General features: G+C 62.2%; 12 protein-coding genes. 6 read left to right on the forward strand and 6 right to left on the reverse strand.

Annotated features, from left to right (window positions below; genetic code table 11):
* Positions 1-48: 48 nt before the first annotated feature.
* From TC41_RS12000 to TC41_RS12010, 3 genes are all read right to left on the reverse strand, one after another.
* The gene (locus TC41_RS12000) at positions 49-321 is read right to left on the reverse strand and encodes a GNAT family N-acetyltransferase (protein ID WP_014465334.1); all 273 of its coding nucleotides are present in this window, start codon (positions 319-321) and stop codon (positions 49-51) included.
* A 26-nt stretch (positions 322-347) separates the two neighbouring features.
* Positions 348-1,301: a hypothetical protein gene (locus tag TC41_RS12005; RefSeq protein WP_014465335.1), complete on the reverse strand. Its 954-nt coding sequence runs from the start codon at positions 1,299-1,301 to the stop codon at positions 348-350.
* A 62-nt stretch (positions 1,302-1,363) separates the two neighbouring features.
* Complete coding sequence (locus tag TC41_RS12010) at positions 1,364-2,380, reverse strand: endo-1,4-beta-xylanase (RefSeq protein ID WP_014465336.1); 1,017 nt, start codon at positions 2,378-2,380, stop codon at positions 1,364-1,366.
* Positions 2,381-2,548: 168 nt separating this feature from the next.
* On the opposite strand from TC41_RS12010, the gene TC41_RS12015 reads away from it, so the two are divergent.
* Positions 2,549-3,274, forward strand: coding sequence for a VIT1/CCC1 transporter family protein (locus TC41_RS12015; RefSeq protein ID WP_014465337.1), 726 nt, complete (start codon positions 2,549-2,551; stop codon positions 3,272-3,274).
* A 50-nt stretch (positions 3,275-3,324) separates the two neighbouring features.
* On the opposite strand, the gene TC41_RS12020 is transcribed toward TC41_RS12015, so the two are convergent.
* From TC41_RS12020 to TC41_RS12030, 3 genes are all read right to left on the reverse strand, one after another.
* Complete coding sequence (locus tag TC41_RS12020; protein ID WP_014465338.1) at positions 3,325-4,377, reverse strand: NAD(P)-dependent alcohol dehydrogenase; 1,053 nt, start codon at positions 4,375-4,377, stop codon at positions 3,325-3,327.
* 81 nt (positions 4,378-4,458) lie between these two features.
* The gene (locus TC41_RS12025; protein ID WP_237699936.1) at positions 4,459-5,298 is read right to left on the reverse strand and encodes a mechanosensitive ion channel domain-containing protein; all 840 of its coding nucleotides are present in this window, start codon (positions 5,296-5,298) and stop codon (positions 4,459-4,461) included.
* Positions 5,299-5,386: 88 nt separating this feature from the next.
* Positions 5,387-7,504, reverse strand: coding sequence for a peptidoglycan D,D-transpeptidase FtsI family protein (locus TC41_RS12030; RefSeq protein ID WP_014465340.1), 2,118 nt, complete (start codon positions 7,502-7,504; stop codon positions 5,387-5,389).
* A gap of 227 nt (positions 7,505-7,731) precedes the next feature.
* On the opposite strand from TC41_RS12030, the gene TC41_RS12035 reads away from it, so the two are divergent.
* The 5 genes from TC41_RS12035 to TC41_RS12055 all read left to right on the forward strand — a co-directional run bounded on the left by TC41_RS12035 (position 7,732) and on the right by TC41_RS12055 (position 11,795).
* A complete protein-coding gene (locus tag TC41_RS12035) occupies positions 7,732-9,027 on the forward strand; it encodes an O-antigen ligase family protein (RefSeq protein WP_014465342.1) in 1,296 nt (431 codons plus the stop codon).
* The gene (locus TC41_RS12040) at positions 9,024-10,277 is read left to right on the forward strand and encodes a glycosyltransferase family 2 protein (RefSeq protein WP_014465343.1); all 1,254 of its coding nucleotides are present in this window, start codon (positions 9,024-9,026) and stop codon (positions 10,275-10,277) included. The genes TC41_RS12035 and TC41_RS12040 overlap by 4 nt, the downstream gene beginning before the upstream one ends.
* A 158-nt stretch (positions 10,278-10,435) precedes the next feature.
* On the forward strand, positions 10,436-11,014 hold the full coding sequence (locus TC41_RS12045; protein WP_014465344.1) for a DUF1345 domain-containing protein: 579 nt from the start codon (positions 10,436-10,438) through the stop codon (positions 11,012-11,014).
* 29 nt (positions 11,015-11,043) lie between these two features.
* Entirely contained in the window at positions 11,044-11,427 is a 384-nt protein-coding gene (locus TC41_RS12050) for a hypothetical protein (protein ID WP_237699937.1), read from the forward strand.
* Positions 11,428-11,528: 101 nt separating this feature from the next.
* Positions 11,529-11,795, forward strand: coding sequence for a hypothetical protein (locus TC41_RS12055; RefSeq protein ID WP_014465346.1), 267 nt, complete (start codon positions 11,529-11,531; stop codon positions 11,793-11,795).
* Positions 11,796-11,814: the final 19 nt, after the last annotated feature.

Here is an 11,814-nt window from a genome sequence, read left to right on the forward strand (position 1 = left end):
CCTCGCCGCTCTTTAGGAGGGGGATGCTTCGCGGTGCCGAGCGCGCCATCAGGCCTGGACGTCGGCGTAGTCCGGCCTCCGTCGAAAGCGCAGCACGGCGTACGAACACACGGGAAACAGCTTCACGCCCCGCTCGCGGGCCATCGCTACCAACTCGTCGACAAGCTTGGCAGCAAGCCCCTGCCCCTGATAGGCCGGATCGACAACCGTGTGATCAATGGTCCACACGCCATCTCCCCGGTCGGTACAGGTGATATACCCTATCCGTTCCCCATCGTCGTTCCGAAGTTCCACACCGCGTTCCACGCGCAAGAGTTGCATCGCCCTCGCCCTTTCCGCGAATGACATCACGTGCCGTTTTGCAGCGATCCGCCCGCGGTCTCGTTGTTGGACGGCGTCGCGCTGCCTTCGCCGGCGCCGCTCCCGGTCGAATTCCCGGACCCCGTTGAAGGCCACCGGGCCGGATGGAGTCCTTGCGGCAGCGGCTGTGAGACGTGCAGGTAGCTCGTCTTCATGGTCCAGACGATTCGCCAGGTCATGCTCCGCACGGCGATAGCGGCCTTGTCCCCCAGCGCGTGCGCGACGACAGGCGACGGCACGCCGATGACCGCCGCGACGGTCGCACTCTGAAGCTGCGGTGCCCCGGAAGCGCGAGAGATGGCAAAGTGGCCGTACACCGTGGTGTGGGCGAGAAGCGCCTGAAGGTCCGCCTGCGACATCCCGCGGCTACTGAAGAGCGCGGAGCCGATGACGCCCGCGACCCACGGACCAAATGCGGATCTCGCGGATGCCGCATCCATGACCGCCACCACCTCGTCTTCGCTCCCGCCTTGCGACACCATGCGCGGCGACGTCCACGCGCCGAGCACAGGATCCCATGGGGCCAACGGCGTCGCGGTGCTCACCCAACCACCCTGCTCCTTTTCGTACGCCGCCCCCCGGAACCAAAGCACGCTCGCATCCCCCGAAGTGCCGGTGCACGTGTACGACTCGGCCTCTTCCCCGTTCACCTGCCACACGTCGTCCTCTGCTCGAAAGAGCGCCAATTGGCCGTCGCGCGCGAGCTTCTGGGCGAGATGAATCCAGGCTGGCGACTGCGCATACGCGGCCTGCCAGGCGACGGAAAGGCTCGCCTCGCCGGATGCCTGCGTCTGGCGATACGGCGCCTGCCGCCACGATTGAATGGCCTGCTGCAGCTCGGGCCCGGGCGACGACGAAGCCGCCGCAACCGGCGGGCTCGCGGCGACCAAACCCACCACACCTGTCCAGCACACCCCGCGCACCACGCGCCGCAGGGACATCGCGATCCCTCTCCTTCGCCTTCTTGGGCACATTCTACCACTCGGGCGCGAGGCCGAAAAGCTCACTTTTGGGCGAGGCGCACCACGCGCCAGAACGCCTCCTTCGCGCGGTGATGGACGTCGAAGAGAAGCGGCCAGTCCTTCCTGCCCTTGACGGGGAAGTCGTCTCGCCACGTCGAGTCATCCGCCACGCCCCAGAGCGTCACGTTGTCGATGGCATCCCGATGCCGCAAAAAGAGCGCAAACAGCGCCTCGTAGCGCGCCGCGAGCCGCTCGGCCAGCTCCTCGTCGTACGGCCGCGCAGGCGCCTGTGGGCGATCCGGCTCGTGCACCCACGGGTACACGCTCACATCGAGCTCCGTGACGTGCAGCCGGAGGCCAAGCGCCCGATACCGCTCGATGGCCTCCTCCATCTCCTCGATGGGCGGATCGTCCAGCGAGACGTGCATCTGCAGCCCCACGCCATGAACAGGGACTCCGCGGTCCAACAGGTGTCCGAGCAGCCGCAGGATGCGGTCCCGTTTGTCGGGCTTCGTCTCGTTGTAGTCGTTGTAGAAGAGCAGCGCGTCGGGATCCGCTTGGTGCGCCAAGCGAAACGCCTTCTCGATGTAGTCGTCCCCCAGCGCCTGCCGCCATGGGCTCGGGCGCAGCCAGCCGTCGCCTTGGTCGATCACGGCCTCGTTCACCACGTCCCAGCACGAGACGGCGCCGCGGTAGTGCCCCACGACTTCGGCGATGTGCCTCTCGAGCCTCCCTTCAACGAGCTTCGCGGGCGCAGGTTGGCCGAAAGAGTCTAGGAACACCCAAGAAGGCGTCTGGTTATGCCACACGAGCGTGTGGCCGCGCACGAACATGTCGTGATCGCGGGCAAATAAAACGATTTGGTCGGAAGCTGAAAAAGAATACGTATTCTCCTCCGGATGGATGCGCTCCCATTTCATCTCGTTCTCCGGCGTCACACTGCTGAAGTGACGCGCCAGGAGATGCGCGTGCGTGTGAACAGTCGCCGCGTTGACCGCAGCGCCGACGCGAAAGCGGGAAGCGTACGCTTCTTTCAGAGACGGTGCTTGATTCGTCATGCTCGATCTCCTCCCTGGCCGATCTTTGTCCTAATGGGCTCGATAAGGTGGTGCTAACTGGAACGCTTAGGGTTGACTTATTTTACCAAGCGCCATTATGATGAGGTTGTATAGGTGTTGCACCGGCCTTAGGCGGCCAAATCTTTGCAGAACTGAGGACGATGGAAGATGAGCACCCTTTCACCATCCGCCAAACTCGATGAACTCATGGGACGAGAACAGCGCAAGACGCCGAGCTGGATCGGCGATGCCATTTACGGCGTGAACGACGGACTCGGCGCCATCTTTGGCATCATCGCCGGTGTCGCCGGTTACACGGACAACAATCAGACCATCCTCATCTCGGGCTTTTTCGGGGCCTTAGCGAGTACGCTGTCCATGGCTGCCGGCGCTTGGCTCGCGACGAGATCGGAAAACGAGCTGTTGGACAAGGCGTTCCACGAAGCGAAGCGGGACATCGAGCAAAACCGGGAGCGGGAGGTGCAGATCCTCTCGCTCATCTACGAAACCCGCGGGTTCGAGCCGCACGAGGCCAAAGAAATCGCCGAGCGCATCGCCAAGGACGACGACCTCTTCCTCAAGACCATGGCACAGGAGAAGCACGGCATCCACGAGGCAAGCCGTGGCAACGCCTGGGGTGCGGCATTCTCTGGTGGCCTGTCGACCTTCATCGGCGGCGTGGTCCCGCTCATCCCGTTCTTCTTCATGCACGGGCTGGCAGCCATCATCACCGCGGCGGCGGTAAGCCTTGCCGCACACTTTGTCGTCGGTGCGTTGAAGAGCCTCGTCACCGTTCGTTCCTGGTGGTCGAGTGGCATCGAGATGACGATTGCAGGCGTCATTGTCGGCGTGGTCTCGTACCTGCTCGGCCTCGCAGGCAGCCACGTGCTGTAGGCGCGAATGGCACAGCGGGCGATCGCGGCTTTTGTCGCGATCGCCCGTTTTTACGCCTGCGGGTAGACGATGACCTTGATGCTCTCGCTCTTGTTCGTCCGCGCGCGCTCGAGGGCGTCCCCGGCCTCCGCGAGGGGAAACGTGTCCGTGATGAGGTCCCACACGTCGATCTCGCGCATGAGCTGAATGCCCGCAGGATACGTGTTGGCGTATCGGAACACGCCGGCCATCTCGATCTCGCCGTCCGTAAGCTGCGTCAGATCGAGTTCCTTGAGCGGCGACTGCGACAGGCCCACCACCACGAGCCGCCCGCCGCGGCGCAGCGCCGGCAAGAGGGAGGCCACCGCGTCGGGGTGGCCGGCCGTCTCGATGGCCACGTCGACGCCTTCATGGAAACGCTCGTGAACCGCGTCCGCGATGGCGCCGCGCTTCGCATGCACCGCCTCCGTGGCCCCGAGCTGAAGCGCGAGTTGAAGCCGCTTCTCCACTGTATCGCTGACCACCACGTCGCCCGCGCCGAGCCGCCGCGCCGCGATCACCGTGAAGAGGCCCACGGGCCCCATTCCAGCGATGGCGACGCGATCCCCAGGGCGCATGCCGGATCGGCGGATGGCGTGAAGCGCGACGGAGAACGGCTCGACCATCGCCGCCTGTTCGTACGACATGTCGTCCGGGATGGGATGGACGAAGTCCGCGCGGTGAGCGATGTACTGGGCAAACGCGCCGTCGACGGGCGGCGTCGCGAGGAAGCGGACGTGCGGGCACAGGTTGTACCGCCCCGATTTGCAAAAGTCACACCGCCCGCAGGTCACGCCGGGCTCGATGGCCACGCGCTGGCCTGGACGCAGATGCTTCACGTTCGCGCCGACGGCCACGACGACGCCTGTTGCCTCGTGGCCCAGAATGAGCGGGCCGTCGACCACGTACCTGCCAATCCGGCCGTGTTCGTAGTAGTGGACGTCGGAGCCGCATACCCCGACCGCTTCCACCCGAATCAAGGCGTCGTCCGGCCCAGGCTCAGGCACCGGAACCTCGCGGACTTCCACCTGTCGGGTACCGACGAGGTACGCGGCTTTCATCGTCTTGGGAATGGCGCTCGACACTGCCACGAGAACTCCCCTTCCTCATGCGTCCTGCACTTCGATTCTAGTATACAGAAGAAGATCAAGGCGAAGGGTCACCGCTCACGTTTGCGCCCGAAACGCCGCGATGGCCTCGCGAACGACCTCGAGATCGATCTCGGCCGGAATCTCCACCTGAACGGTGTACGTATCCGTGCCAAACTCCCGGATGGCGAGTGTCGCCTGCCCTCCGGTCATCTCGATCATCTTCGCCTCGAAATCGCGAAACGAAATGGCATACGGCAGCGGGACCGTACACAGCTTGTTCCCTTCGCGCGCGCCCACCGTGATGGCGGAACTCACCACCGACGCGTTCGGCAGAACGCGGCGGACGCCGCCCTCTTCGAGGATGGTATGATACCAATTCACGTCTACGACGGTGCCGCTGTACTCGACGCCGCCGAACAGATACGTGCGGAAGCTGACGTATTCCCCGAGCTGAAACGGCCGGACCGCAAACAGCACCAGTCCCGCGATGAGATTCGCGAGCGTCGACTGCGCACCCACGCCGACAATGACGCCCGTCACCGCGCCGCCGACGAGAATGCTGCCGACCTTGACCTGCAGCAGATTGAGGCCAATCACAAGGACAAACACGTAACCCACCGCGCTCAGCGCCCGATTGATCACGCTCAGCACGCGGATGTCCGCGCTCGGGTGCCGAGCCGCCATGACGTTGACCGTGCGGCGAAGCTGGTTGACGACCAAGGCGCCCATCACAAACCAGGCGAGCGCGATGCCCCACTCGATGATCTGGCGGTCCAGCGAAGGCAGCGATTGAAGTCGCTCCGACTCGCGCCCGAGGTACGCGGCCACCGCGAGCGCCACCAAGAGCACCAGATACATCGTGAACCGCCGCCACCCGGCGGACCTACGGCGGAACCCTTCCGTCAATGAAGACACCTCGGATCTCAAGACTCGAGAAAGGCCACAGCGGACGATCGCTGTGGCCACACAAGTACCCCCATGATACCGCAGGAACGGATGGCCATCAATGGCTCTGCTCCGGCAGCAGGTACGCGGGCGACTGAGTCCAGTTGGACGGAATGGCCGTGTTGGTCCACTGGCTCTTCGGCATCCAAGGCTCGTGATGCTCGTCGAAATACGCATCGATCATCTTGCGCGCCAGGATGGCCGAAAAGCTCGCGCCGTAGCCTCCGCCCGGTGCCATCACCGCCACCGCCACGAGTGGGTGATTCAGAGGCGCGTAGCAGATGAACACCGAGTTGTCGGTGCGGTGTCCGTTGATGACAATCTGCGCCGTTCCCGTCTTTCCAGCGGCCTGATAGGGCGCTCCTAGGAAGGCGTAATACGCCGTGCCCGCCGGATTTGACGTCACGCCGTACATGCCCTGTTTAATGAGATCCCACTGCCAAGGCGCGGCGCTCACGCGGCCGAGAATCTGCGTCTTGTACGTGAAGATGGGCTTTGCGCCCGAGTTCGGCGTGCCGTTCGGCGCATAGACGTTCTCGAGCAAGTGGGGCTTGAGCCTGAGCCCCTCGTCCGCCAGCGTCATGGCGTAGACGCCGAGCTCCATGGGCGTGAACATCTGCGACTGGCCGATGGCCGCGTCCGCCAGGCTCGCTGGCGAGCCGTAGTTCACATACTTTCCGGTCTTCGCGATGGACGCCTCGCTCGCCTGCAGATTGTACGGCACCTGGATGTTGCCTTTCCGATAGTCCTCAATGTAGAACTCGCCGTGCTCCTCGAAAGGCAAGTCGATGCCGGTCAGCGTGCCGAGACCGAAGTCTTCCTCTTCCTGAAACATCGCGTTGATGCCCTTCACAAAGTCGGTATCCAAGTAGTTCTGATAGCTGCCGTCCGAAGCGGGATACGTCCCTCCAGACGTCGGGCTGGACCCAAACCACTTACCAAGGTGCAGGCCAAGCTCGTAGAAAAACACGTCGCTCGACACCGTGATGGCCTCGATGGGGTTCACCCAGCCAAACACGAATCCCTCGTCCTCGTTTTTGCGCTGTGTGCCGATGTAGATGTACCCGTCGTCCAAGATTTCGGTCTTCGGCGTCACCACGCCCGCCTTGAGCGCCGCCAGCATGTTCGCCGGCTTCACCGTCGAGCCGGGATAGTTGAACGTGTCAATCACGTTGTTCAGCTGAGCCCCTGAGGTCTCCAGATAATGGACGTGATTGACATATGTGCCGTCTGTGTACCAGTTGGGGTCCAGATACGGATAGCTCACCATCGCGATCACGCCGCCCGTCTTGACGTTCAGCATCACCGCCGCGGCGTCCGTGATGTCCTGCTTGTTCGTCTGCGACGAGTCGATCATGTTCTGCAGGAGTTCCTGCGCCACCGCCTGCTCATGCCCGTCGAGGGTGAGCTGGATGTTGTCCCCGTTTTGCGGGGCAATCTCGCCCACGCTGCCCACCGCCGTCCCACTCGACGTGACCGTCACCAGTTCATAGCCCGGCTTGCCCTGAAGGAGATGCTCATACTCGTACTCAATGCCCGTTTCGCCGACCTGCTGGCTGTACAAATACCCCTTGTATTGGCTCACGTTCTGAGCGGTGATGGCGCCGACATAGCCGAGCACTTGCCCGGCGAGATCGCCGTATGGGTACTGGCGCTCGTAATCTTGGACCACCTGAATGTTCGGCAACTCGCTCTGGTGTTCGACCACGTACGCGACCTGCGCGTCGGTCACATTCCGGGCGAGCGTGACCTGCAGGGCCCCTGGGTCGCTCTGCATGGCTTGATACAGGGCCTGCGGCGTCGTCTGAAGCACGGGCGCGAGGATGGACGCGACGCGGTGCATCTCCGCGTCCGAGATCTGCGTGTAGCGATTGAACTGAATCGTCAGGACGGGTTTGTCCCACGCCAGCACCTGGCCGTTGGCGTCGTAAACCCAACCGCGCTGCGGGAGGATGGGTACGCGGGCGTATTGGGTCAATTGTTCCGAAGCGCGAAACGAAGCGCCCTTCACCACCTGCACGTACGCCAAGCGCAGAATGAGCGAGGTGAACGAGAGAAACACGAGGCTGTACACGACGTGAACGCGGAAGCGGCGCCGTTTCGCAATCTTCGCCGGATCGGGCGGCGTTACGGCGCCATCCCGGCGCTGTGCGCGCTTCGTTCTCGACCTTCGCACGGCATCTCACTCCGTCCCTCAGTCTCTACTCTTGCTATTTAAATCAGACCCACCCCGCTCAGCGCAAGTTCAACCGCTGCCACGCGATCCGCCGGCCTTCTGCGTCGAAACGTTTGCCAAAATGTCGGAAACGCGGCGTATGCGCCCCGCAGATTTTCGGGTAGAATGAGTATAGTGTGGTTCGCAGGACGAGCCATGTCCGAATTTCGAGTGCTAGGAGTGCTGGCATGTCGCGAGACGATCCAGGCTCGGTCCTGTTGTCGTTCGACGCGAGGGCGGCGCAGGGCAAGCGCGTCGCCTATATGGCGGTCTATGCGCTTGGCGCGTTTGCCATTATCAACCAAGGGTTGGGCGTTACATTTCTGAACCCCATCGCCAATGTCTGGGGTGTATTTCCGGTCTTCGCGCTCGCTTGGGCAGCGATGGTGCGCCGCGCACACGGCGTGGAGCGTTCACAGCCTGCGTGGGCGAAGTACGCATGGTGGTACGTAGTCTATACGCTGGCCCTCGTGCTGGCGGATCTCAAGCATCCCGTTCTCGCCCTGAACGCGTGGACGGTGGACGTGGAATACATCTTCGTTGGCCTGCTCGTCCCGCTCGCCCTCGACGCGGAGGACACCCTGAAGCTGTTCTATGGCGTGATCGCCATGTCTATGCTGATGGGTGTAGACGGTTGGTTTCAATTTCTCATCAAAGTGCCCATCCCGAGCCAGTGGCTCGACGTGGGCGAGCACGTCAGGACCCGCGTGTTCACGGTGATGAAGTCGCCGGCGGAATTCGGCGCGAATCTGGAGCTCACGTTGCCCCTGATGCTTGGCCTCTTCGCCGTCGATCAGGACAAGCGGCGTCGCAGGGTGTATCTGGTGGGCGCCTTCGTCGCGCTGGGCGCGCTTTTCATGACGTATGATCGCGGCTCCTGGCTCGGTCTCTTCGCGGCCGCCGTCGTGGTTTCCGCGGCGTTCGAACGGCGCCTCCTGCCCGTTTTGGGGGGCATCGCGGCGTTGGGGCTCTGTGTGCCGTCCCTTCGACACCGGGCGCTCGACCTGTTGAATCCGGTCTACTTCGTGAAGTCGTCCGCAGGTGGGCGCATGGCGCTTTGGCAACAGGCGTTCGACGTGATGTCCCGAAACCCGCTCTTCGGCTCCGGGCTTGGGTACTACGGCGGCTATGTGGCGACGTCCCATAGTTTTTCCGCGTTCTCCGACAATTACTACGCCAAGGTGCTCGGGGAGACCGGTATTCTCGGATTGGTGCTGTTCATGGCCATGCATGTGGCCATCGTGCGCGAGATGATTCGATGCGTACGGAGATCGACGGGCGGCTCCCGCCTGTTGGCGCTCGGAGGGCTGACCGGGATCACAGCCATTCTGATTCACAGTTTCGTCGAGAATCTGTTTGAATACAATTACACTGCAAGCTTGTACTATCTGCTCGTGGGGCTCTTGTTCACGTGGGGTCGCAGCTTGCCAGAGGCGGATGAGACGCGCAGCCGCTGGCGGAAAGCGAGGATGTCGGACGAATGACACTCATGTACTTGCTCTGGGACACGTTCTATGACGCGCTGAAGCTCGTCACCGGCCTTGTGGCGCTGTACCAGATTGTGCTGTCCGTGTACGGCATCTGGCACCGGAGACGGCCCATCACGCATGCGCCGCAGAAGCGATTTGCTGTCATCATCCCGGCGCACAATGAGGAGTGCGTGATCGGCCCGCTCCTCGAAAGCCTGAAGCGGCAGACGTATCCCGCGCACCTGTACGACGTGCACGTCATCGCGGACAACTGCACGGACGGCACAGCGGAGCGCGCGCGGGCGCACGGCGCGATTGTCCACGTGCGCGAAAACCGCGCGGAACAGGGCAAGGGGTACGCCATCGAGTGGATGCTCTCGCGGTTGAAAGAGATGGGCGCGCGCTACGATGCCATCGTGATGTTCGACGCGGATAATTTGGTTCATCCGGACTTTCTCTCCATCATGAACGATCACCTGTGCAGTGGCGATCGCGTCATTCAGGGATATCTGGACACCAAGAATCCCTTCGACTCGTGGATCAGCGTGTCGCTCGCCATCTCCTATTGGTTCGACAACCGGCTGTGGCAGTACGCCCGCGCCCGCCTGCACCTGCCGTGTACGCTCGGCGGGACCGGCCTTTGCATCGATTATCCGCTGTTGCAGGAGATGGGATGGAAAGCGACGGGCCTCACCGAGGATCTGGAATTCGGGATCCGCTGCGTCCGCAGGGGAATCATCCCCGTCTGGGCCCACGATGCGCGCGTCTACGATGAGAAGCCGACGAGCTTCGCAGCGTCGTTCCGCCAGCGCCTGCGCTGGCAGCAGGGGCATTTCCAATGTGCACGTGAACATTTGATCCCGATGTTCCTCGAAGGGCTGCGCGAACGGAACCTGGCCAAAATCGACATGGCCATTTACCTGTTTCAGCCCATGAGATCCATGCTGTTGTTTGTGGGCGCGATGATTGTGGTCGGCCTTCACTATCTCTCGCCGGATCCAACCGATGCGGCGTCCAACCCGGCCGCGCTCATGGTCACGAATCTGTGGGTCGCAGTAAACGTCATCCTATTCCTAGAGGTTCCCCTCGCGCTGCTGCTCGAACGGGTGAACTGGCGGGCGTATTTTGCCCTGCCCCTCCTTCCGTTCTTTCTCTGGACCTGGGGCCCCGTGACGCTGCAGGCCTACTTCACGCGCAGCAACCGAACGTGGTACCACACGGTGCACAAGCGCGCCATTCGCCTGGATGAGCTGCGCGAGCGATGAGGAGGCGGAACAGTGAACCGAGACCCCCGCGGTTCCCATGACGATTCGCGCAACCACGCGCAGCACAGGTCTCTCGAGTCGCGTATCGAGGCGGAAATCGACGAGCTCGCCCACTATGCGCGGCGCGTGGCCCGTGCGCTTTTTTTTTCGGAGCGCTGGTGCTTATTGGCATTCTGCTCACCATCGCGTCCATGGTGATGCACATTGCGCCGTGGTGGATGAGCGCGGGATTGTTTGCAGTGCTCGTGGCGCTTCTCGCCGCGGCCATTTGGCAGGAGCACGACGTGTGGGCGCGCCGACTCGCCCTCACCACCATCTCGGTCCTCACGCTGTTCCTCGTCGCGAGCATCACCTACTTAGTGCACGCGCTATTCCACGAAAACATCTCGGCCGTTGCGCTGTTTCGGGACGCATTGTTGCTCTGGGTGACCAACATCTTCGTCTTTGCCGTGTGGTATTGGGAGACCGACCGCGGGGGACCCATTCGGCGCCACCGAGGAAACCCCGATCCGCCGGACCTCCTTTTTCCGCAGATGATGGCCGACGTTCCCGGGTGGAACGGCTGGCAGCCGACGTTCATCGATTATCTGTACCTCGCGTTCAACACGAATACGGCCTTCAGCCCGACCGACACCGCAGTGCTGTCCCGCCGCATGAAACTGCTCATGATGACGCAATCCGTGCTCGCTCTCGTCGTGGTCGCCGGGGTCGCAGGGCGCGCCATCAATATTGGATGATTGCGATTGGATGGTTGGGTTGCCAATTTGTGAATAAGAAAGTGATCGTCATCAAAGTGTTGAAGAAGTTCAACAACTGGCTTGGCGCCCACCTGGCTTATGGCCTTTCCACCATGGCCTGCTTTTACATCGTCTTCGCCATCTGCGTACTGCCGCTTCTGATCGAGAGGCCCCAGACGCTGATCGGATGGGTGCAATCTATCATTCAAAGCATCTTTCAAGGAGCATCGTTGCCCGTCTTGGGCTATGTGGCTCGAAGCGTGGGAGACAAGCAGGAACGCGTCATTCACCAGCGACACGACATGCTCATCGAGGAGCTCAACAAGCTGCGGGACGATCTCGACGCAGCTCGCGAAGAGAACCGGCAACTGCACGGCTTGCTCAAGGAAATCCACCAGTCCATCAAACCTTGAGGCCTTCCACGGTAAGGAGGTTTGAGCCTATTTTAAGAACTTTCCCCTATATTGCTGGTAGGCCAACCTGGCCAAACTTAGCCATTGAGGTGGGGGTTACCATGAAAAAGTCGATTCTGGCAAGCGTGGCTGCGCTGACGCTGTTTGCAGCGCCGAGCGTTGCGTTTGCGGGAACGGAAAAGGCTGCGCATCCTGCTCATGCGGTTGTGCACGTGCACAAGGCCAAGACGAGTGCGGCGCACAAGGCGGTGGCGAAGAAGTCCACTAAGACCGCTCCGAAGAAGACCGTCGCCAAGAAGACCGTCGCCAAGAAGCCGGCGAGCCACAAAACTTCGAACAAGAGCACATCGAAGTCGAAAAAGAAGTGAGCTGAAGCGCGGCGATGGG

The organism is Alicyclobacillus acidocaldarius subsp. acidocaldarius Tc-4-1 (genome assembly GCF_000219875.1).
GTDB classification, from domain to species: domain Bacteria; phylum Bacillota; class Bacilli; order Alicyclobacillales; family Alicyclobacillaceae; genus Alicyclobacillus; species Alicyclobacillus acidocaldarius_A.

Coding starts and splice junctions, on each gene's coding strand:
- TC41_RS12000 (WP_014465334.1), bottom strand. CDS start 321: ATGCAACTCTTGCGCGTGGAACGCGGTGTGGAACTTCGGAACGACGAT.
- TC41_RS12005 (WP_014465335.1), bottom strand. CDS start 1,301: ATGTCCCTGCGGCGCGTGGTGCGCGGGGTGTGCTGGACAGGTGTGGTG.
- TC41_RS12010 (WP_014465336.1), bottom strand. CDS start 2,380: ATGACGAATCAAGCACCGTCTCTGAAAGAAGCGTACGCTTCCCGCTTT.
- TC41_RS12015 (WP_014465337.1), top strand. CDS start 2,549: ATGAGCACCCTTTCACCATCCGCCAAACTCGATGAACTCATGGGACGA.
- TC41_RS12035 (WP_014465342.1), top strand. CDS start 7,732: ATGTCGCGAGACGATCCAGGCTCGGTCCTGTTGTCGTTCGACGCGAGG.
- TC41_RS12040 (WP_014465343.1), top strand. CDS start 9,024: ATGACACTCATGTACTTGCTCTGGGACACGTTCTATGACGCGCTGAAG.
- TC41_RS12055 (WP_014465346.1), top strand. CDS start 11,529: ATGAAAAAGTCGATTCTGGCAAGCGTGGCTGCGCTGACGCTGTTTGCA.